This is a genomic window from Streptomyces sp. NPDC055815, from assembly GCF_053616475.1.
The window spans coordinates 21551-42471 of the sequence record NZ_JBSHDU010000033.1; the positions used below are offsets into that span (position 1 = coordinate 21551).

The 20921-nt window shown below is 72.1% G+C and carries 21 protein-coding genes; 9 read left to right on the forward strand and 12 right to left on the reverse strand.

What is annotated here, in order from left to right; genetic code table 11:
• Nucleotides 1-28 precede the first annotated feature (28 nt).
• A complete protein-coding gene (locus ACWGN5_RS21555; protein WP_453517499.1) occupies nt 29-316 on the forward strand; it encodes a hypothetical protein in 288 nt (95 codons plus the stop codon).
• Nucleotides 317-350: 34 nt separating this feature from the next.
• On the opposite strand, the gene ACWGN5_RS21560 is transcribed toward ACWGN5_RS21555, so the two are convergent.
• The 8 genes from ACWGN5_RS21560 to ACWGN5_RS21595 all read right to left on the reverse strand — a co-directional run bounded on the left by ACWGN5_RS21560 (nt 351) and on the right by ACWGN5_RS21595 (nt 8648).
• Complete coding sequence (locus ACWGN5_RS21560; RefSeq protein WP_453517501.1) at nt 351-1277, reverse strand: anchored repeat-type ABC transporter permease subunit; 927 nt, start codon at nt 1275-1277, stop codon at nt 351-353.
• On the reverse strand, nt 1274-2008 hold the full coding sequence (locus ACWGN5_RS21565) for an anchored repeat-type ABC transporter ATP-binding subunit (RefSeq protein WP_453517503.1): 735 nt from the start codon (nt 2006-2008) through the stop codon (nt 1274-1276). Before ACWGN5_RS21565 ends, ACWGN5_RS21560 begins: the two co-directional genes overlap by 4 nt.
• Nucleotides 2005-3606, reverse strand: a complete 1602-nt coding sequence (locus ACWGN5_RS21570) for a choice-of-anchor M domain-containing protein (RefSeq protein WP_453517504.1) — start codon at nt 3604-3606, stop codon at nt 2005-2007. Before ACWGN5_RS21570 ends, ACWGN5_RS21565 begins: the two co-directional genes overlap by 4 nt.
• Nucleotides 3603-5147, reverse strand: coding sequence for an anchored repeat ABC transporter, substrate-binding protein (locus ACWGN5_RS21575; RefSeq protein WP_453517506.1), 1545 nt, complete (start codon nt 5145-5147; stop codon nt 3603-3605). Before ACWGN5_RS21575 ends, ACWGN5_RS21570 begins: the two co-directional genes overlap by 4 nt.
• The gene (locus ACWGN5_RS21580; protein WP_453517508.1) at nt 5144-6277 is read right to left on the reverse strand and encodes a choice-of-anchor M domain-containing protein; all 1134 of its coding nucleotides are present in this window, start codon (nt 6275-6277) and stop codon (nt 5144-5146) included. The genes ACWGN5_RS21575 and ACWGN5_RS21580 overlap by 4 nt, the downstream gene beginning before the upstream one ends.
• 111 nt (nt 6278-6388) lie before the next feature.
• A complete protein-coding gene (locus ACWGN5_RS21585) occupies nt 6389-6973 on the reverse strand; it encodes a choice-of-anchor M domain-containing protein (RefSeq protein WP_453517510.1) in 585 nt (194 codons plus the stop codon).
• A gap of 237 nt (nt 6974-7210) precedes the next feature.
• On the reverse strand, nt 7211-7447 hold the full coding sequence (rpsR, locus tag ACWGN5_RS21590; RefSeq protein ID WP_453517513.1) for a 30S ribosomal protein S18: 237 nt from the start codon (nt 7445-7447) through the stop codon (nt 7211-7213).
• A gap of 49 nt (nt 7448-7496) precedes the next feature.
• The gene (locus ACWGN5_RS21595; protein ID WP_453517516.1) at nt 7497-8648 is read right to left on the reverse strand and encodes a CobW family GTP-binding protein; all 1152 of its coding nucleotides are present in this window, start codon (nt 8646-8648) and stop codon (nt 7497-7499) included.
• A gap of 295 nt (nt 8649-8943) precedes the next feature.
• Between ACWGN5_RS21595 and rpmB the strand changes: the two genes are divergently transcribed.
• Together rpmB and rpsN are read left to right on the forward strand one after the other, a co-directional pair.
• On the forward strand, nt 8944-9180 hold the full coding sequence (gene rpmB / locus ACWGN5_RS21600; protein WP_453517519.1) for a 50S ribosomal protein L28: 237 nt from the start codon (nt 8944-8946) through the stop codon (nt 9178-9180).
• On the forward strand, nt 9180-9485 hold the full coding sequence (rpsN, locus tag ACWGN5_RS21605) for a 30S ribosomal protein S14 (protein WP_453517521.1): 306 nt from the start codon (nt 9180-9182) through the stop codon (nt 9483-9485). The genes rpmB and rpsN overlap by 1 nt, the downstream gene beginning before the upstream one ends.
• 124 nt (nt 9486-9609) lie before the next feature.
• Here rpsN and ACWGN5_RS21610 read toward each other — a convergent pair whose 3' ends face one another.
• Genes ACWGN5_RS21610 through ACWGN5_RS21625 form a run of 4 tightly spaced genes read right to left on the reverse strand, consistent with a single transcriptional unit; the run spans nt 9610 to nt 14472 of the window.
• Nucleotides 9610-11136 carry an ABC transporter ATP-binding protein gene (locus ACWGN5_RS21610; protein WP_453517523.1) on the reverse strand — a complete coding sequence of 509 codons (1527 nt, stop codon included), beginning with the start codon at nt 11134-11136 and terminating at the stop codon, nt 9610-9612.
• Nucleotides 11133-11918, reverse strand: a complete 786-nt coding sequence (locus ACWGN5_RS21615) for an ABC transporter permease (protein WP_453517525.1) — start codon at nt 11916-11918, stop codon at nt 11133-11135. The genes ACWGN5_RS21610 and ACWGN5_RS21615 overlap by 4 nt, the downstream gene beginning before the upstream one ends.
• Complete coding sequence (locus tag ACWGN5_RS21620; RefSeq protein WP_453517527.1) at nt 11915-12868, reverse strand: ABC transporter permease; 954 nt, start codon at nt 12866-12868, stop codon at nt 11915-11917. Before ACWGN5_RS21620 ends, ACWGN5_RS21615 begins: the two co-directional genes overlap by 4 nt.
• On the reverse strand, nt 12865-14472 hold the full coding sequence (locus ACWGN5_RS21625; protein WP_453517529.1) for an ABC transporter substrate-binding protein: 1608 nt from the start codon (nt 14470-14472) through the stop codon (nt 12865-12867). The genes ACWGN5_RS21620 and ACWGN5_RS21625 overlap by 4 nt, the downstream gene beginning before the upstream one ends.
• 212 nt (nt 14473-14684) lie before the next feature.
• Between ACWGN5_RS21625 and ACWGN5_RS21630 the strand changes: the two genes are divergently transcribed.
• The 6 genes from ACWGN5_RS21630 (at nt 14685) to ACWGN5_RS21655 (ending at nt 20911) form a co-directional block, all read left to right on the forward strand.
• Nucleotides 14685-15242 carry a GNAT family N-acetyltransferase gene (locus ACWGN5_RS21630; protein ID WP_453517532.1) on the forward strand — a complete coding sequence of 186 codons (558 nt, stop codon included), beginning with the start codon at nt 14685-14687 and terminating at the stop codon, nt 15240-15242.
• A 55-nt stretch (nt 15243-15297) separates the two neighbouring features.
• Nucleotides 15298-16392 (forward strand): ABC transporter substrate-binding protein, encoded by a 1095-nt coding sequence (locus ACWGN5_RS21635; protein WP_453517534.1) that lies wholly within the window; start codon nt 15298-15300, stop codon nt 16390-16392.
• 69 nt (nt 16393-16461) lie between these two features.
• On the forward strand, nt 16462-16770 hold the full coding sequence (locus ACWGN5_RS21640; RefSeq protein WP_453517537.1) for an oligopeptide/dipeptide ABC transporter ATP-binding protein: 309 nt from the start codon (nt 16462-16464) through the stop codon (nt 16768-16770).
• Nucleotides 16771-16899: 129 nt separating this feature from the next.
• Complete coding sequence (locus tag ACWGN5_RS21645; RefSeq protein ID WP_453517540.1) at nt 16900-18366, forward strand: alanine racemase; 1467 nt, start codon at nt 16900-16902, stop codon at nt 18364-18366.
• Nucleotides 18363-19685 (forward strand): pyridoxal-phosphate dependent enzyme, encoded by a 1323-nt coding sequence (locus ACWGN5_RS21650; protein WP_453517543.1) that lies wholly within the window; start codon nt 18363-18365, stop codon nt 19683-19685. The genes ACWGN5_RS21645 and ACWGN5_RS21650 overlap by 4 nt, the downstream gene beginning before the upstream one ends.
• 2 nt (nt 19686-19687) lie before the next feature.
• The gene (locus ACWGN5_RS21655) at nt 19688-20911 is read left to right on the forward strand and encodes an aminotransferase class V-fold PLP-dependent enzyme (protein ID WP_453517546.1); all 1224 of its coding nucleotides are present in this window, start codon (nt 19688-19690) and stop codon (nt 20909-20911) included.
• Nucleotides 20912-20921: the final 10 nt, after the last annotated feature.

Sequence of the window (20921 nt, forward strand, 5' to 3'; positions counted from 1 at the left end):
CCCAGGGGCAGGGCCGCACCATGGCGTCATGGAGCACATGAACATCGATCGTGAGACCCTGCGCGCACTCGCCGACGAGGGCAGCGAGACCGCCTTGGACCGCCTGGCCGACCTCGTCGACGCAGCCGGTGACCTGGAGGAGCTGAGCGAGCTGTTGGACGAGGGATCCCTGCGCGCCGGGTTCCTGCTCACCCGGCGCGCCACCGCCGCCGGAGACCTGCGCGAGCTGCAGCGGATCTCCGACGCCGGCTATGCCGAGGCCGGGAGCGAGCTGGATCGGCTGTTGAAGGAACCGGCCGACCAGCACCGGGACTGACTTCCGGCGCGCGTGTCAGATCGCCCGGAGCCGGTCAGCGCACGGCCGGGACCTCGGCGGACGCCCGCATGGGAGCCGTCCCGCCTTCTGGTGTCCCCTCCTCGACGGCTCCGCCTCGGGTGCGGAGTTTCGCGGCCAGTCCGTGGCGGGGCGCGAGCAGCCAGACGAGGGCGAACACCGCGGTGAGGACGACGACGACCGAGCCGCCGGCCGCGAGGTCGTAGGCGTAGCTGACGTACAGCCCGGCCAGGCTGCCGGCGCACCCGAAGAGAGACGCGAGCGCCGTCATCGCCCACAGTCGTTCGGTGAGGAGGCGGGCCGTGGCGGCCGGGGTGATCAGGAGGGCGAGGACGAGGATGTTGCCGACGGCCTCCAGGGACATCACGATGGTCGCGGTCACGGCCACGTACAGCGTCAGGTCGAGGGGAAGCACCGGGAGACCGGCCGCGCGTGCGGTCTCGCGGTCGAGGCTGACCGCCACGAGTTCCTTGCGGAGCGCGAGGACGACCGCGACGAGTACGGCGCCCATGGCCGCGACCCGCCAGATGTCGGCGTCGTCGACGGCGAGCACCTGCCCGAAGAGGAAGGACGACAGATCGGTCGTCCAGCTGTCGCGGGTCGAGACGAGCACGATGCCCAGGCCGAACGCGAAGGCGAAGAAGACGCCGATGACGGTGTCCTCCTTCAGTCTTCTGTTCTGGGAGACGAAGGCGATGAGGACCGCCGTCGTGACGCCGGCCGCCGCGCCGCCGAGGAGCAGGTTGCCCTCGAAGGCGTAGGCGAGCGCCACGCCCGGGAACGCGGAGTGGGCGACGGCGTCACCGATGAAGGCCATGCCCCGCAGGACGACGTAGACGCCGACGACTCCGCAGACCAGTCCGACGATCGCCGCGACGGTGAACGCGCGGCGCATGAAGGGCAGTTGCCACGGGTCGGCGAAGAAGGCGAGCAGGTCGGTCATGCCGCCACCTCCGCGCCGGCCGCGGCGGCGACGGCTCGGTCGAGTCCGAAGGCCCGCAGCATCTGGTCCGCGTCGGAGAGGAGTTCGGGTCCGCCTTCCGCGACGACCGTGCGGTTGAGCAGGACCACGCGGGTGCAGGTGCGGGCCGCGGCGGCCAGGTCGTGTGTGGTCATCAGCAGTCCTCGGCCCTCGGCCGCGAGGCGACCGAAGAGCTCGTTCAGCAGTTCCTGCGTGGGGACGTCCACACCGGTGAACGGTTCGTCCAGAAGCAGCAGCCTGGGCTCCGCGGCGAGCGCACGCGCCACCAGAACACGCTGGCGCTGTCCGCCCGACAGCTCGCCGATGGGGCGGCGTCGCAGTGCGGTCAGGCCGGCCCGTTCCAGCGCCTCGTCGGTGGCGGCGCGGTCGTGCGCCCGGGGACGTCGGAGCCAGCCGATCGTGCGGGTACGACCGCTGAGCACCGCACCGGCCACGTCGATGGGGAAGTCCCAGGCGAATTCGTGCCGTTGGGGTACGTAGCCGACCTGTCCTGGAGCTTCGACACGACCGGTCGCGGGCGAGGCGAGGCCGAGGACCGCGCGCAGGAGGGTGGTCTTGCCCGCGCCGTTCGGTCCGAGGAGGCCGACGAGTTCACCGGCCGCCACCGTCAGCGACGCGTCCCGTACGGCCGTTCGGCCGCCGAGGACGACGGAGACTCCTTCGACGCCGAGCAACTGCTCGGGGGCGCTCACGAGGTGCGCCTGCGGGTCAGTGCGACGGCACCCGCACCGGCCACGGCGAGCGCGGCCGCCGTACCGGCGAGCACCCACGTACCGTCCGATCCGGTGTTCGCCATGGCGCCGCCGGTGGGCGAACCGGAGCCAGCCGTGGTACCGCCGGTCGAATCGCCGGTGCCGCCGCCCGTCGCCCCGCCGGTGGGACCGCCCGTGGTGCCGCCGTCAGCCGCCCCACCGCCCGTCGAGCCGCCGGTCGAACCACCGGTCGTACCACCGGTCGTACCCCCCGTGGACCCTCCGGTCGAGCCTCCGCCCGTGCCGCCGGGCGTCACCTGGTTCGGGTCGCCCGAGCCCACGCTGAAGGCCAGCGTCTCCGTGTCGGTCGACCGGGAACCGTCGGCCAGTGTGGCCGACATCGTGAGCGTCAGTCGGTACACGCCCTCCTTGCCGAAGGCCCAGCCGCCGTGCGCGTGGGTGTTCTGCGGTACGCCGAACGTGTCCGGCACGCCGTCTCCGCTGTTGAAGCGGACGGTCGCGCCCGAAAGGCCGTCGTAGTTGTACAGCGCGAAGTTCCCCGGCCCGTCGGCCTTCGCCAGCTTGAACTCGACCTCGCCCCGCGTCGCTCCGGCCGCCATGTTGTCGGTGGACCAGCCGGGCCACAGCAGCCCCGGCTGCTGCACCTGGTCGAGGAGCCAGACCGGGTCGCCCGCCTTCCCGAGGAAGGCGAAGTCCTTGTTCGCCGGGATCGTCTTCTTCGCCCCCGGCTTGACGTGCAGGACGACCGACGAGGGCTCGCGCCACAGGGTCTTGCCCGGGACCGTGCCGTCCTTGACGTGGATCTGCAGCCTGCTGTCGACGACGCGCGCCGCGATGTCGATGTGTCCTTCGTCGAGGACCTTCTTCACCGTCTCGACCGGTTCGGCGGCCGGGAGCAGGTTCGGGGCCTGGGCCGCGACCTGCCGGCCGGTGGTCGGTGCGGGGACGGTTTCCACCGGCTGGACCGGCTCTCGACCGGGCTGAACGACCTCCTCCGGCACGGGCTGCGGCTGCGGCTGCGGCTGCGGCTGAGCGAGGGCCGCGTCCCCGACCCGTACCGTGTACGTGGTCTCGGCGACCAGAGGCGGTCCCTCCGTCTCCCCCGGCGTCCGGGCCGTGAAGGTCAGCGTGTACGTTCCGGGCGCGTCGAACGACCAGCGGGTCGCGCCGCGCGCCGCCGCCGGCAGGTCGTACCCGTCGGGCAGCCCGTCCGCACTGTCGAACCGTACGAGGGGCTCATCGCCGGCCTCTCCGATCTCGGCGCCGTTCGGCTCGGTGACCCGGAGGATGCCCGGCCCCGCGAGGCCGGTCAGCGACCAGTGCACCGAGCCCGAGGGCAGCCGGGTCGTGTCCCATTCCGGGTTCAGCTCCCAGCGGTACGCGCCGTCCGGCCCGACCACCTTGTGGGTGTCGTCGACGTCGATCACCCCGCCCTCCCCCAGGCTGAGCACGCCGTCGGTGAGCGTGACGGCCGCGACGACGAGCGGGGGCGCGGGCGGGACGGTCATGGCCGTTCCTCCGAGCGCGAGCGCTCCCGCCGCCGCGAGGGCGACCCTGCTGTTGCGTACGAGCCTCATCGGGCCCCACTCCCCTCGCGGCCCAGGCAGCGGGCCAGTTCGTTCGCGTTGTGGCGCATCATCGCGACGTAGTCGTGGATCTTGTCGTCGAAGGAGTCGCCGTAGACGGTGCAGATGCCGACGCCCTCGTCCTCGGCGACCCGGCGCAGGACGTCCGCCCGTGCGGCGAGGTTCGGCTCCAGGAACACGGCCGGGACCTTCTTCTCGCGGATCGTGGCGCGGAGCGCGGCGATCTCCGCGGCGCTCGGCTCGCGGCTGGGCACGGGGACGACGAAGCCGGCCACCTCCATGCCGTAGGCGTGGGCCAGATAGCCGAAGGCGTCGTGGGTGGTGATCAGCTTGCGGTTCTCGGCCGGGACGGCGGCGAGCTTTCCGGCCACTTCGTCGTCGAGCGCGCCCAGTTGCTTCAGGTAGCGCGCCGCGTTGCGCTCGTACGCGGCCTTGCCCTCGGGGTCGGCCGTGATGAGCTCGGCCTCGATGCGGCGGACGTACGCCTCGGCATTGGCCACGTCCTCCCAGGCGTGCGGGTCCATCTCGCCGTGCACGTGCTTGCCGATGACCGCCTGCGGCAGCACCCAGATGTCGGCGCCCGGACGCCCCAGGAAGCGGTACGTCTCCTCCTTGGGCACGGCCGCCTTCGCCCGGTCGGGGACGGAGAGCACGACCGCGTCGGCCCGATGCCGGGTGCGCCGCCCGGTCCTGGGATCGTCGGAACGCACCTGGACGGTACGGGTCTGCGCGTTGACGGCGATGTCGGCGTGCCCGCCGTCCAGGACGGTCCTGCCCGGGGGGCCGTGGGTGCCGCCGACGACGAACGTGAGGGTGCCGCTCGCGAGGGGCGCCGTCCTCCCGTCCAGGGTCTCCGTGCGCCCCTCGACGGTCAGGCGGTACGTACCGGGCTTGCTGAACGCCCAGTTGACGTGGGTGTGGGCCTCCGGCGGCAGAGCGAAGGAGTCCTTCGCGTCGAAGCCGTCCGTGGAGTCGATGGAGATCTGCGGGGTGCCGAGGGTGTCGGTCAGGTAGACGTGGAGGTCGCCCGGACCTTCGAGCCTCGTCGCCGTGGTGCGGACCTGGGACCCGTCGCCCGCGACCTCGCCCTCGACGGCCCACCCCAGCCACAGCACGTCGAGGCCGAGGTCCTCCTTGAGCTTGATGACCGAGCCGCCGTACTGCTCCAGCTTCTCGCTGATCGGCACCTTCGGGGTCTTCTCGGGTGCGTTGGTGTGGATCATCTTCATGATGCCGGGCTCTTCGAGGAGCAGCCCGTTGCTGAAGATCAGGTCCGACTTCGCGATCCTGGCGGCGTCGCCGGGGCTCGGCTCGTACGAGTGGGGGTCACCGTGGTGCGGGACGATGGAGGTGACGTCGACCCGCTCGCCGCCCACGTTGCGCACCAGGTCGGCGATGATCGCGGTGGTCGTGGAGACGGTGAGTTCGGCGTCCTCGCCTTCCTTGCCCGGTCCGGCGCCACAGCCGGACACGAGCAGGGCGGTCGCGAGGGCGGCGGCAGTGAGGGCGCCCGTGCGGCGGCGGTGGCTCATCGGACCGCCCGCTTCCGCCGGACGACCACGACGGCCGTGACGCCCGCCGCGAGCGCGGCGGCCGCGAGTCCGGCGGGCAGGGCCGCGCCGGCGCCGGTCGACGCCAGGCGGCCGGCGCCCGCGTTCGCCACGGTGGAACCGTCGTCTCCCGTGGGGAAGTCCGGAGCGGGCGTGGCGGCGGGGGTTGTCGACGCCGTCGGGCTCGCGGTGGGGGTCGGCGGCTCGGCGGGAGGGGCGGACGGGCTCGTCCCGATGGTGGGCGTCTCGGACGGGCTCGTCGTGACGGTGGGCGTGGCGGACGGTGTGGGAGTCGCAGAAGGCGATCCCGTACTCGGCGTGGGCGTCGGCGTCGGCGTCGGCGTCGGCGTCGGTCTGGGCGTCGGGTTCGTGCCGTCGCCCGGTACGACCGTCCCCGGGTCGACGTCGTCCCCGACGACGACGGCCAGCGTCTCCCGGTCGGAGACCGTGGCACCGGACGGCAAGGTGGCGGTCATCTGCATCGTGATGCGGTACACGCCCTCGGCGTTGAAGATCCACAGCGGGTGGGCGTGGGTGAACGCGGGGAGGTCGACCGCACCCGGGTCGGTCTTCGCGCTGTCGACGGTGACGCCGATCTTCACCCCCAGGTCGGGGTCGTCGGCCCACTGCCCGAGGACGAACCGGCCCGGTCCCTCGATCTTCGGGAAGGTGACCTTCACCCCGCCCGCCACGTCCGCGGGCAGGATCTCCAGGGTGTTCCAGCCGGGCCAGAGCAGCCCTTCCTTCACCTCGAAGTCCTTGTCGACCCACAGGCTGCCGCCCGGTTCGCCGAACCCCTCGAACTGCGGGACCTCCTCGCGCGGCGGGATGACGATCTCGTGGCGGGGGTCGAAGTGCAGCAGCACGTCGGAGGGTTCGCGCCAGACGAGCGAGCCCGGCACCGTCCCGTCCTTGATCCTGAACTCCAGCTGCCCGTTCCTCAGCCTGGCCGCCAGGTCGAGGTGGCCGCCGTTCAGGACGGTGCGCTCTCCGGGGGGTGCCTCCCTCGGTGGCGTGTCGGCCGCGTGCGCGAGCGGGGCCGCGGAGAGCAGCGACAGGGCGACCGCGAGGGTGGCGGCTCGTACGGGACGGGGTGCGATGGGGGCCCGCATGGCGGGGCGTCTCCTTCGGGGCTGGGAACGACGGACCACGGCCGCGCCGGGGGCGGTTCGAACGGCGGGCACGGCCCGCCCCCGGCGCGGGGCTTGTGACGCGGGTCGGGGTCAGCCGACCTGGAAGGTGTACGTGGCGGAGGTCGGTCCGACCGGGGTGCCGTTCGTGAGGGTGCCGCTCACCTGGAAGGTGGCGGTGTACGAACCGGCCTTGGTGAAGACCCAGTTGGCGTGGTCGTGCTCGCCGGCCGCGACGTCCTTGCTGTTGGTGAGCGTCGCGTCGCCGCTGTCGTAGGAGCGGTTGCTCTTCGGGCAGAGGCCGTTCTTGTAGACGGTGAGCTTGCCCGGGCCGCTGACGGAGGTGAGCTTGACCTGCACCTTGTCGTTCTGGAAGACGCCGGTGGAGAGGTGCTCGCCGGAGATGCCGGGCCAGAGCAGGGTGGTGTTCTCGACCTGCGGCAGGCGGTACACGGTGGTGCCGGCCGTACCCAGGTGGCTGTAGCAGGTGCCGCTCGGCACGGTGTACGCGGAGGCCGGCAGGGCCTGGAGGACGACGTCCGCCGGGGCGTACTCGACGTCCGGGGTGACCGACTCGTCGTGGACGTGCAGGTCGAGGCCGGCCCCGTCGTACTCGACGTCGAGGACGTCGACGTGCCCCTTGGAGAGGGTTGTCCCGGCGGCGTGTGCGGCGGTCATTCCGCCGACGGCGATGGCCGCGGCAATGGAACCGGCAACGGTGAGAGTGCGCGTGAAGGCACGCAAAAGAAGCCCCCCTTGGGCAGAGATTGAGCATGACAAGAACAAGTAAGACGATAATCGTTTTCATCTAGGGGTTGCAAGTGTCCCCTGGGGCACCCGTTACGAAAGGGACGCACTCACGCCTGTGCCGGCCGCCCTCCGGGGGAAGGCGGCCGGCACAGTGCGCGGATGCGGTCAGCGACTCGCGTACGGGAGGAGTGCCATCTCGCGGGCGTTCTTGATGGCGGCGGCGAGGGACCGCTGCTGCTGGGCCGTCACGCGGGTGACGCGCCTGCTGCGGATCTTGCCCCGGTCGGAGATGAACTTGCGCAGCAGGTCGGTGTCCTTGTAGTCGATGTACGTGATCCCGGCCGCGTCGAGCGGGTTGGGGCGGGACTTGGCGGGCTTGCGGGCTTCGGCGCGTCGAGCCATGGCGGCTTCTCCTTGTGTGATCGGGCGGTTCGCTTCGTACGGCGGTGCGTCAGGCGGCGTCGAGGAGGGGAGCGAAGGCGGCGGGCAGTCGCTTCCAGGCCTCGGGTCCCGACGCGTACTCCGCGTCGGTCAGCAGACAGGAGTCGAGGAGCTGTTCCAGCCCGTCCCGGTCCAGGCCGGGCGAGGTGAAGACGAGGTGCTGGCAGCAGTCGCCGTGTTCGGGATGCCAGTCGAGCGCCGCCGCCGCACGGCGCACGGGAGGAACCATCTCCCAGGCCGCGTCGGGCAGCGACGCCAGCCAGGGCCCGGCGCTCTCCACGCACAGCGCTCCGCCGGCCGCGTCCCAGGCGAGCAGCGTGTCGGGGCGGTCGGCGAGCCAGAAGCGGCCGCGGCTCCGCGCCGCCGCGCAGCACAGGTCCTCGAGTGCCTGATAGAGGCGCTCGGGGTGGAAGGGCCGCCGGCGGTGCCAGACGAACGTGGCGACTCCGGCCTCGTCCGCCTCCTGGGGCAGCAGCGCGCACGCCGGGTGCTGGGCGGCCGCGGCGGCCTCGACGTCGAAGCCCGCGAGCGCGGCCCTGGCGAGTTCGGCGGAGGCGGCCGGTACGCGGCGGGCGGTGGGATGCAGCTGGGCGAGGAGGGCGTGGTCCTCCTCGTCGGCCTCGTCGCTGTCGACCACGGCGAGGACGGGGGCGTACTCGAGCTGGCGGGCCCAGGTGTCGCCGACGGTCCGCTGGTCGGTGGCGGCGGCGGCCAGCCCGGCCTCGGCCAGATCGTCCCCGTTCCCGAGATAGGGCAGGACGAGTGCGGGGTCCACGGCGGTGATCACGCTCGTCACGGCCAGACGGTCACCACCGTGTCCGGCGATGACCTCCGCCATGGCCTTGGGTTCGACCGAGTCCCACAGTTCGACGACGGCCAGCCGGGTGAGGCCGCTGTCGGCCATGCGCTCCAGCTCGGGGACGAGGTCCTCGCGCAGTGCGCAGCAGGCGCAGTCGTTCACGAGCGGCGTCTCGCCGCTGGAGACGGGGCCGGAGGCGTCGCGGACGAGGCGGAGCACGGTGCCGTCGGGCGCCGAGGCCAGGTCGTGGTGCAGTGCCACGCTCCCCGGAACGGCTCGCAGGAGGCGTTCGACGACCTCCTTGCGGGCGTCGGAGTGCAGCCCGGCGACGATCACGACCGGGAGCTGCTGATCGCGCGCCATCAGCGGGCCCCGTAGCGGCGCTCGAAGCGTTCCACGCGGGCCGTGCCCGTACGGGAGGGGTGGCCGGCGGGGTCGCGGAGGAGGACGGGCCCGTGGGCGTGGTGGATGCCGGGCTTCATGGCAGGAGCCTTTCGAGGGTGGGGTGGGGACGGGGAAGGGGCGGCGTCAGCGCTCTTCGCGGAAGTCGACGTGGCGTCGGCCGACGGCGCGGATCTCGGTGCGCGCCATGCCAGGTACTATATGGCAACGATTTTCATTTTCGACAAGCTCGGCCCTTGAGAAAGGCGGCACAGCCATGTCAGCCCACTGCCAACTGACCGGCACCAAGCCGGGATTCGGCAATGCCATCTCCCACTCGCACCGGCGTACGTCACGACGCTTCGACCCCAACATCCAGCGCAAGCGCTACTGGCTGCCCAGCGAGGGACGTCACGTCCGTCTCACCCTGAGCGCCAAGGCCATCAAGACCATCGACACCATCGGCATCGAGGCCGCTGTGGCGCGGATCCGCGCGCGGGGAGGGAAGGTCTGATGGCGAAGAAGAGCAAGATCGCGCAGAACGAGAAGCGCAAGGAGGTCGTCCAGCGCTACGCCGCACGGCGGGCCGAGCTGAAGGAGATCATCCGGCGCCCGTCCACCACTCCGGCCGATCGGGCGGCCGCCCAGGAGGAGCTCCGTCGGCAGCCGCGGAACGCCAGCGCCACCCGCGTCCGCAACCGGGACAGCGTGGACGGCCGCCCCCGAGGCTTCCTGCGCAAGTTCGGGCTCTCGCGCGTACGGACACGCCAGCAGGCCCACGCGGGATTCCTGCCCGGAGTGACCAAGTCATCCTGGTAGACACCCCCTTCAGCCCGGCCGCAGGACTCTGCGGCCGGGCTGAGACGCTCGGCGTGGTCGAACAGCCGGCCCACGGGGGGCTGTTCGACCACCGCCCGTACGAGCGCGTGGCGGCATGAGCCGCCTACGGCCTCGTCGCCGCCGTCCTGCGCGCCGACGTCTCCGTGAGGGAGACGGTGAACGGGTGGCGTGGCCGTGCCAGCACCTCTCCGGTCGGCCCCTGCTCGACGAGTTCACCGGCGTTCAGTACGGCGATGCGAGTCGCCAGGGCCGCTACGTCGAGGTCGTGAGTGATCAGCACGACGGTCAGGTCCGGGCGGTCGCGCCGAAGGTCTGCGAGCACGTTCAGCAGGGCCCGCCGGGTCACCGTGTCGAGGCCGGAGGTGACCTCGTCGCAGATCAGCACTCTCGGCCGGGCCGACAGGGCACGTGCCAGCGCGGCGCGCTGGAGCTCGCCGCCCGACAACCGCCCCGGCCGGCGCCCCACGAGCTCGCGGGAGAGGCCGAGGGTGGTCAGGACGGCCAGTGCCTCGCCCCGGGCCTCGGCCGGCGGCGTCCCCCGCAGCCGGACCGCCGTGCGTGCCACCTGGTCCAGGACCGGGCGGTGTTCGTCGAATGCGGCTCGCGCGTCCTGGAAGACGTACTGCACCGCGGCCAGCTGTTCCGGGGACCTGGCGCGCAGGCTTCGGGGCAGCGGCATCCCGTCGAGCAGGACCTCGCCCTCATGGTCGCGGTGGAGCCCGGCCAGGCAGCGGGCGAGTGTGGTCTTCCCGCTGCCGGAGCGGCCGACGACGGCCAGGCACGCGCCGGCGTCGAGGGTGAGCTCGTCGGCGCGGAGCACCGGGATCCGGCCGTGCCGGGCGGTGAGGTCGCGGACCTGGAGCACGGCTTCGCCCCGGCCGGCCGCCGGTGGGGATGCGGAGCCCCGTGCATCCGCGAGGAGCTCTCGGGTCCACGGGTGTCGCGGTGCTCGCCAGAGCCGTTCGACCGGTCCCGACTCCACCACCCGGCCCTCGCGCATCACCAAGACGTCGTCGGCCAGTGCCCGTACGACATCCAGATCGTGGCTGAGCAGCAGCACCGCGATGCCTTCTCGGGCGACCTTGGCGAACTGGTCGACGATGCGCTGTTTCGTCAGTGGGTCCTGTCCGGTGGTCGGCTCGTCGGCCACCACGAGCCTGGCCCCGAGGAGCAGGGCCTGGGCCAGGACGACGCGCTGTTGCTGACCGCCCGACATCTGATGGGGGTAGCGGCGCAGGAGCGCCTCGCCCTCCTCGATCTGAGCCAGCGACAGGGCCTGTGCGATGCGCTCCCGGGCGGCGGCCCCGCGTGCGGCTCGGGGCAGTGCCCGTACCCGGGCGCGGGCGATGTCCCACAGGAGGGCGCCGGCCCGCCGGGCGGGGTTGAGGACGGAGCCCGGGTGCTGGGGTACGTATCCGACGAGGCCGTCGGCGACGCGGACCTCGCCGCTCACTCGTGCGCCGGCGGGGTACTCGCCGAGCAGCGCGAGTCCGGTGGTCGTCTTGCCGCTGCCGGACGCGCCGACCAGCGCGGTGACCTTCCCGGGCGGGATCCGGAGGCTGACCCCGTCCACGATCGTCCGGCCGCCGATGCCGACCCGTAGATCCCTGAGTTCGGCGACCGCGTTCACGTGCGTTTCCTCTTCTGCAGTACGGCGTCGACGAGCAGGTTGCTCCCCATGGTCAGGGCGACGATCAGGAGGGCGGGCACCACCACGGCCCAGGGCTGCACGAACAGTCCTGTGCGGTTGCGGTCCACCATCACGGCCCAGTCGGGGGCGTCCGGCGCGACCCCGACACCGAGGAACGCGGCCGTCGCCACCAGGTAGAGCACCCCAGTGAGCCGTACTCCCGCGTCGGCGGCCAGGGTGCGCGCGACCGACCTGCCGACGTACCCGAAGGCGATGCGCCACCAGCTCTCCCCCTGCATGCGCAGCGCTTCGACCGCCGGGCGGGCGGCGACCTCAGCGGCCGCAGCCCGCACGATCCGGGCCGCGTCCGGGATGTTGACGAACGCGACGAGCAGCGCGAGGCCCGCCGCTCCCGGGGTGATGACGGCCGCCACCAGCAGGATCATCAACAACGACGGCACGGCGAGGAGTACGTCCAGCGGCCGCATCAGCAGCTCCTCCAGCCATGTCCGGTGGGTGAGCGCGCTGATCAGTCCGAGGGGCAGCGCCACCAGGTAGGCGAGGGCCGTCGCGGCGAGCGCGACCAGCACCACGGAGCGTCCGCCCAGCAGAACCTGGTGCCCCGTGTCGCGGCCGGTGAAGTCGGTGCCGAGCCAGTGTCCGTCGCCGAGGGTGAAGGAGGCGGCGCGCGGACCGGGTTCACCTGCGAGCAGAGGCCCCAACAGGGCCAGTGTGAGGGGCACGCCCACGAGGACCGCGCCCAGTGCGCGGCGTGACCTCATGCCGCCACCCCCGCCCGGGGGGCGAATCGACGGGTGACCAGGTCGGCGCCGAGGTTGAGCACGACGGTGGTGACTCCGAAGACCACCGCCAGGCCCTGCACCACGGGCACGTCGCGCTCCGCGACGGCGTTCATCAGTACGGTGCCGAGTCCGGGGATCACGTACAGCGCCTCCACGACGATGACGCCGCACAGCAGCCAGTCGATGGTGCGCGCCAGCTGCTGGGCGGCGGGGGTGATCGCGTTCGGCAGCGCGTGGGTGTAGCGGACGCGGGCGCCCGGGACGCCGTAGCGCCGTGCGTGGAGGGCGTACGGCGAGGCCAGTGCGTCGATCATGCCGGCCCGTACCAGGCGGGCCAGGGAGCACACGGGGCGGGACAGGAGGACGAGAACGGGCAGGACCAGGGCCGCCGGGTGGGCGAGCAGATCCGTGCCGTATCCGACGGCGGTCGGCGGCAGCCAGCCCAGCCGCAGGGCGAAGACGGTGACGAGCAGCACGCCGAACGCGAACTCCGGTACGGCGTACACGCCGAGCGTCACCGAGCTGACGAGGCGGTCCACGAGCCGCCCCTCGTGGCGGGCGGCCAGCACGCCGAGGCCGACCCCGACGGGCAGCAGCAGGACCACCGTGAGGGCCGTGAGGGTCAGCGTCGGCCCGAAGCCGTCGGCGATGTACGTGGCGACGGGGCGGCCGGAGGTGAGGGAGACGCCGAAGTCGCCGTGCAGCAGTCCTGCCGCCCACTCGGCGAGCCGCTCGTGCGCGGGCCGGTCCAGGCGCATGGCCGCACGGATGGCGTCGATCCGTTCCGGATCGGGCTGGTCGCCGGCGAGGGCCACGGCGGCGTCGCCCGGCAACGCCTCGGTGAGGGCGAAGACGAGCAGCACGACGGCCGCCGTCTGCCCCAGGCCGAGCAGCAGCCGCCGGGCGAGCCAGGAGCGGAGTCCGCTCACGCCAGCCACACCTTGTCGAAGCGCGCCCAGTCGAGGGAGTTGGCCGGCGCCTTCGTCTCGACGCCGTGGACCGTGCGGGCGGTGCCGATGATCCAGTCGGCGAAGCCCCAGATCAGGAATCCGCCCTCGGCGTGCAGGCGGCGCTGCATCCGCTCGTAGACCGCGGCGCGTGCCGTCTTGTCCCTGGTGGACTGCGCCTGCTGGTACAGGGCGTCGAAGTCCTTGTGGTGCCACTTGGTCGCGTTGGTGGTGGACCCGGTGAGCAGGCGCTGGGAGATGTGCGCCTCGATGGGCATCGCTCCCGAGCGGTAGGAGGCGAGGACGCCGGAGTCGAGGATGTCCTTCCAGTAGCTGTCCTTGCTGCCGGTCCTGATCGTGACGGTGACACCGGCCTTGGCGGCCTGGTCGCGGAAGATGGCCGCGGCCTCGGTGAATCCGGCGGCGACGGGCGAGGTGTCGAGGGTGACCTCGAGCCCTTCGGCGCCCGCCTGCTTGAGCAGTGCCCTGGCGCGGTCGAGGTCCTGTGTCCGCTGGGGCAGGGAGGAGGGGTAGTACTCGTAGCCCTTGCCGAAGAGGTCGTTGCCGATCTCTCCGGCGCCGGAGAGTGCCCCGTCGACCAGTTCCTTGCGGTCGGCGATCAGGAAGAACGCCTCGCGGACCCGCTTGTCGTCGAACGGCGGCCGGTCGGTCTTCATGACGAAGCCCTGCATGGCGCTGTTCCGCAGCCGGACGATCTGGATCGTGCCGTTCTTCTCGTGGGCGCGGGCGGTGGTCGGGTTGAGCTCGTGCGCGTACTCGATCTGGCCGCCCAGAAGGGCGTTGACGCGTGCGGACTCCTCGTTGGCGACGAGGAACTCCACCTCGTCGAGGTGCGGGGCACCGTCCCAGTAGGCGTCGTTGCGCCGGAAGACGGCGGACTTTCCGGGGGCGAAGGAGACGAAGCGGAACGGCCCGCTGCCGATCGGGTTCCTGTCGAAGTCCTGCGCGCCGTCGGGGACGATGTACGCGCCGAAGGCCGCGAGCACGTTGGGGAATTCGGCGGTCGGTCGCTTGAGGACGAACTCGACCGTCCGCTCGTCGAGGGCCCGGCTGGCCTTGAGGTCGATGGGCTCCAGCGACGCCTTGGCACGGAACGCCTTCGCGGGGTCGGCTATGCGGCGGTAGCTGTACAGGACGTCCTGGGCGGTGACGGGCTTGCCGTCGTGGAAGGTCGCCTTGCGCAGCGTCACCTTCCAGCGCACCAGTCCGGCGTCGGGCTCCCACGCCGAAGCGAGGCGGGGCCGGGCGGAGAGGTCGGGTCCGTGGTCGGCGAGCTTGTCGAAGAGCGCCTTGGCCCGGGCGGCGTCGGCGAAGAGGTTGGCGAGGTGCGGGTCGAGGGTCTCGCCGGCGCCACCGCCGGCGAAGGCCGCGCGGAGTCGCCCGCCGCGCCGCGGCGCGCTGTCCGCCTGGCTGGAGTCGGTGGCGTCGGCGGGACCGGAGCCGGCGCAGCCGGTGAGGGCGAGGGCGCCGAGGCCGGCGATGCCGCCTGCGGCGGCGAGGAAGCCCCGGCGGCGCGGTCCCGGGTAGCGGGATGCGTCGACGGAGGAGACGGGCGTTTCGGGCATGGCGTGTCCTTGTGACGAGCGGCTGGGGGCGTGGAGGACACACGGGAAGGAACGCCTTCGCCGGGCGGTCCCGCCTTGACGAGCCGCAACGTTATCGATAATCGTTTTCATTGTCATCTAACTGGCCGTCGCCGGCCGGTTCGTCGGCATGACCGACGGAGGAGGCCCGGCGAGCCGCGCCTCACCGACAAACCCGACACAGGAGACCCGTGATGGCCGATGCCTCACCACACCACCCGTACACCCTGGGTCCGGCCACGACCGCCGACGTCGAGGGGGCGCGGCGCCTCATGCTCGACACCTTCTACCGGGAGTTCGGCTACGGCTACGTCCCGGCGTGGCACGGCGACGTCGTGGACATCCAGGGCACCTATCTGGACGATCCTCGCCACATCCTGCTGGTGGCCACGCTCGACGGCGAGGTCGTGGCCACCACCGGCATTCGGTCGGGAGGACCCCGTCACCCGCCCCACCCGCGCCGGCTCGCCGACCGCTATCCCCCGGTGACCACCGCCCAACTGGTCCGGGTCTACGTCCATCCCGACCATCGCCGGCACGGCCTGGCGCGGGCCCTCGTGGACAGGGCGTGCCGTTTCGCCGCCGCGACGCCCGGCTACGACAGCGTCTACCTGCACACCAACGTCCGGGTGGCGGGCGCCGAAGCCTTCTGGCGGAGCATGGCCAAGGAGGTCTTCGACGCCCGCACGACCGGCGAACACGGCCCCGGCGTCGACACCGTCCACTTCGAGATCCCCCTGCCGCATGGATAAGCGGCGGCGCGTGAGTCCAGGGAGCCGCTACTTTCGAACGAGGGGACGCTCAGCCATGCCCGGAACGTGGATACGACGCGGGGCCGCCGCGGCAGCGGCGACCTGCCTCCTGCTCCTGTCCGGCGCCTGCAGTGCGCCCGGCGGCGCGGACGGTGCGCCGCCCCGGACCGCGGCGCGCGGCGCTCAGGCCGCCAACGCCAGGCCGCTCACGGCTCTGCGGGACGGCGGCGAACTGCGTCTGCCCGTGGACGCGTTGCCGGCCAACTACAACCCGATCCAGGTCAACGGCGCGCGGGTGGTCACCTGGCAGCTCGCCGAGGCGATCCTGCCCCGGACCTTCGACGACGGACCGGACGGCGAACCCGTGCTGAACCGCTCCTTCTTCGATGCGGCCGAGCTGACCTCGACAGCCCCCCAGGTGATCACGTACACGATCGCCGAGGGCGCCGTCCGGAGCACCGGCCGCCCGCTGTCCTGGGAGGACCTGCGCGGCCAGTGGCAGGCGCTCAGCGGGGCCGACACCGCGTACGAGGGCTACCACCACGTCGGCTACGCGGACATCTCCTCGGTACGGCGCGGCCGCTCGGACCGCGAGGCCGTGGTGACGCTGCGGCGGCCGTTCGCCGAGTGGCAGGGGTTGTTCTCCCCGCTCCTGCCCAAGGAGGTGACCGCCACTCCGGCCGCCTTCAACACCGGGTGGCTGGAGTCTCCGGCCATCACGGCGGAGCCGTTCGCGGTCGACCGGATCGACAAGAGCGGGAAGGTGATCACGCTCCGGCGCAACCCGGCCTGGTGGGCACAGAGGCCTCCGCTGGACCGGATCGTGCTGCGGGTCCTCGACCCGGCCGCACGCGCCGACGAGCTCGCCAACCACGGCATCGACCTCTACCCGATCGGCGCAGATCTGGACCTGTACACCCGCGCCCGGTCGATGCCCGGCGTGGAGATCCGGCAGGCCCCGGAGCGGCTCGCCGGCCAGGTCACCTTCAACGGGGCGGCGGGCGCGCCGCTGGCCGACGAACGCCTGCGCCGGGCCGTCGCGCAGGCCGTCGATCCGCAGGCGATCACCAGCGCCCTGCTCGGACGGATCGTGCCCGGCGCGCAGCCGGGGGCCTGGGTTCGTACGGCTTCGAGCGCGCCGGGTACCTGAAGTGACCCGCCCCCGGGATGCGGGCGCGGTGGTTCCGCGACTGCTGCGGCGGCGCACCTGGGGCGAGTGGTGGAGAGCGGCCGGACCCGCGACGTACTGGAACGGCCCCGCCACCCGTACACCCGCGCCCTGATCGACGCCTCCCCCACCCTCGATCCGGTACGGGAGCGGAACCGCGAGCGGATCGTGCTGTACGGCGATCCGGTGACGCCGGCCGGTACGGACACGGCCTGCGCGTTCCGGCACAGGTGCCCCCTGCTGCCCTCGCTCGACTCCGCCCTCCGGGGGCTGTGCGAGGGCGTGCGACCGGGCCTTGCCCGGAACGGCCCGCGCGGCGATGGCCGCGGTCGACTCGTCGCGTGCCATGCGGACCTGTAGAAGCGGCGGGTCGCATTCCACAGTTGAAAACGATTCTCGTTACGGATTACGCTCGCGTTGTTTCCTCCGGCGCTCCTCAGCCCTGCCGGGAGAACACCCATGACGAGAAGACCAGGAGTTCGCACCTCCATGAGCACTCCGCTGTATCTCGCACCACGAATCGAACCCAGGCTCGCCTCCCTGCTCGACGAGGCGGGGTTCCTGCACGAGCTCCTGCACGCCCTCGGCTCACCGCTCAACCTCGTCCTGCCGGACGGCATCGCCGACAACGTCGACCGCTTCCAGCAGGTCTACGACCGGCACCGGCTGGCCGGGAACATCTACTTCGCGCACAAGGCCAACCGCTCCAGCGCCCTCGTCCGGCGCCTCGCCGCCACCCGGGCGCACATCGACATCGCCTCGCTCGGCGAACTCCAGCACGCCCTGGGCTGCGGCTTCGCCCCGGACCGGATCATGGCGACGGGCCCCAAGAGCCCCGAGTTCCTGTGGCTCGCCGCACGCACCGGAGTCACCGTCAACGTGGACTCGGTCGACGAACTCGCCCAGCTCGCCGAGCTGGTGGAGCGGCACCGGCTGCCGCAGGCGCGCGTGCTGCTGCGCCTGTCGGACTTCGAGAGCACCGGCGTGACCGTGCTCAGCCGGCGCAGCCGCTTCGGCACACCCGCCGGCGCGGCCACCGGGCTGCTCGACCTCCTGGACAAGCACCGGGAGTCACTGGACCTGATCGGGGTGGCGTACCACCTCGACACCATCGGTCCCGCCGAGAAGGCGACCGCCTTCGAGGGCTGCATCCGGGTGCTCAACGAGTGCGCGGCCCGTGGCTTCCGGCCCCGTGCGGTCGACATCGGCGGCGGCTTCGGCGTGGACTACCTCGCCGACGGCGCGCAGTGGGAGGCGTACACCTCCGAGCTGACGAGCGCGGTGCTCGGCCGGCGGACCCCGCTGACCTGGCAGGGGCACGGCTACGGGCTGCGCAACGACGCCGGGACCGTACGCGGAGCGCTGGGGCTCTATCCGGCGCACCGGCCGGTGTCCGGGCCGCGGTACTTCGACGAACTCCTCGCCGCCCGGGGGCCGTCGCTGGGCCGGCCGCTGGCCACGCTGCTCCTGGAGAACCTCTACGACCTGCACGTCGAGCCGGGGCGCGCCCTGGTCGACCAGTGCGGTGTCGCGCTCGCGCGCGTCCTCGAAGTCCGTGACACCCCGGCCGGGGAGACGTTCGTCCGGCTGGAGATGAACGCGTCGGACGTGAGTCTGGAGGAGCACGGCGTCCTGATGGACCCGGTGCTCGTCCGCCGCCCGGGGAGCCGGGGCGCTGCCGGCGTGGGCGGTCCGGTCGGGGTGTACCTGATCGGGAACCTCTGCCTGGAGGCCGACTTCATCACCCGGCGCCAGGTGTTCCTGCCGGAGCTGCCGCAGCCGGGCGACCTGCTCGCCTTCGCCAACACGGCCGGCTACTTCATGGACTTCAGCGCCGATCACGCGCTGCACCAGCCCGTGGCCCGCAAGGTCGCTGCGTACCAGGACGGCGCCGACTGGCGCTGGTGCCTGGACGAGAACTACTGGCCGAACCACTGTACGGGGGAAGACTGTTGAGGTACGACTCGATCACCGAGGTCATCGGTGACACACCGCTCGTGCGCATAGCGCCGGAGATACACGGCCTGCGGAACATCGATCTGTACGCCAAGCTCGAAATGCTCAACCCCTTCGGATCCGTGAAGGACCGCGCCGCCTGGAACATGGCGCAGCCGCTCATCGCCGAGGACGACGACCAGCGGCGGCGCACGGTCGTCGAGCTCTCCAGCGGCAACACCGCCAAGGCCCTGGCCGTCATCGCCGGCATGCACGGGCTGCCGTTCAAGAGCGTCACCAACCGGATGAAGGTCCCGGAGATCAAGGACCTGCTGCTCCTGCTCGGCGCGGAGATCGAGGAGCTGCCCGGACAGGCCGAGTGCCTGGACCCGACGAACACCGAGGACCCGCTCACCAAGATCCACCACATGCTGTCCGCCGAGGCCGACAGCTACATCCACACCGACCAGTACTACAACCCGCGGAACGTCGAGGCGCACCACACCGCGACCGGGCCGGAGATCGTCAAGGATCTCGACGGCGCGGCCCCGGACTACTTCATCGCCGCCGTCGGCACCGCGGGCTCGTCCACCGGCACCGCCCGCGCCCTGCGCGAACACGACCCGAACGTCGGCGTGCTCGGCCTGGTCGCCCACAAGTCGGACTTCATCCCCGGCATCCGCAACATCGACGAGGTCCACGAGGTGGGCCTGTTCGACCCGGCCACGTACGACACGATCGAGTCGGTGTCCGCCGACGAGGCGATCGACGGGATGCTCACCCTGGTCCGCCGCTGCGGGATGCTCGCCGGACCGACGGGCGGCGCCGCCTACTTCGGAGCCGTACGCCATCTGCGCGGAATCGACGCCGAGTTGGCGGAGCGCAAGACCGCCGTCTTCATCGTGTGCGACCGGGTCGAGAGCTACATGAGCTACGTAAGGCAGCGCCGGCCGGAGCTGCTGCGGCAGCCCGCCCGCCGCAACTCCGTCGCCGCCCTGACAGAGGCGGAAATCGCGGCCGCCCTCACGATCCCGACCGGGGAGGCCCGTCGGTGGATCGCCGACGCGCGGCCCCTGGTCGTCGACCTGCGGGGTGCGTTCGCCTTCGACGCGCTGCACATCCCCGGCTCGGTCAACATCGTCGACGAGATCTTCGCGGAACTCCTCCACGGCGGGCTGCCGTTCGGCCGCAAGCAGCCGGTGCTGCTCGCCTGCCCGGTCGGCGAACAGTCGGTGAAGTACGCGGCGCTGCTCACCCGGATGGGGCACACGGACGTGCGCAGCCTGGAGGGCGGGATCATCGCCTGGCGCGACGCCGGCGGCCCGCTGGTGAGGGACTGACCATGAGCGTCGACACCACACCCGCCACCGCTTCCCCGACCGCCGGACTGCTCTCCTGGCAGCGGGACCTGCATGCGCAGTTCCCCATTGTCACCGCTCACCCGGACGTGCGCTACCTCGACAGCTCCGCCACCGCGCAGAAGCCGCAGGCGGTCCTCGACGCCGTCCACCACTACCTGACCACCAGCAACGCCAACGCGGGGCGCGGCACCTACCCGTGGGCGAACCGCACGACCGAGCTGATCGAGCGGGCCCGCGACCGGGTCAAGGCGTTCTTCCACGACCCCGACCCTCGGCGCTCCCGGGTGCACTTCACCAGCGGCACCACCGAAGGTCTGCGGACCGTCGCCCGGGACTGGCTGACCGGATGGCTGCGCGACGGCGACGAGATCGTCGTCCCGTTCGCGGACCACCAGGCCAACGCGCTGCCCTGGCTGGAGGCACAGCGGCTGCTCGCCGAACGCGGCGTGCGGATCGCCGTACGGGAGATGCCGTACGAGGACGCCTCGCGCGACTACGACCAGGCGGCGCTGGCCGAACTGATCACCCCGCGCACCCGGTTCGTCGCCGCCACCCATGTCCACCACGTCTACGGCGCGGACATGAACGTGCACCGCATCCGCGCCACGGCCGGCCCGGACGTCGTCATCTGTCTGGACGCGGCACAGAGCGTCGGCCACAAGCCGGTCGACCTGACGGCGCTCGACGTCGACTTCGCGGTGTTCTCCGGACACAAGGCGATGGCCCTGCCCGGCGTGGGAGCGATCTGGTCGCGGAACGAGCGGGGCCCCGGGTTCGCGCCGGGAGGCTGGAGCGGCAGCCCCAACACCAGCGGCGTCGTGAGCCTGCACGTGGCGCTCGACTGGCTGGACACGGCGGGCCTCGACCGGATCGAGCAGTGGACCGTGGGCCTCGGTGCCCAGCTCACCGACGGACTCTCCCGGCTCGGCTCGTACGAGATCCTCGGCTGCCCGCTGAGCCTCGACGCCGCGTCCACCGTGCAGCGGCGGCAGGGCATCGTCACCTTCCGGCACCGCGACATCGGTTCCAACGACCTCGGGTTCATCCTCGCCAGCCATGGACTGATGGTGCGCGCCGACGGCCATTGCCAGGGTCACGCCGGCGAGAAGGACTCCTCGGTCCGGGTGAGCCTGCACGTCCACAACACCCCTGACGACATCGACCGCCTGCTGGACGTCCTGGCCGGCCTCAACAGGGAGAACTGAGAAACGATGC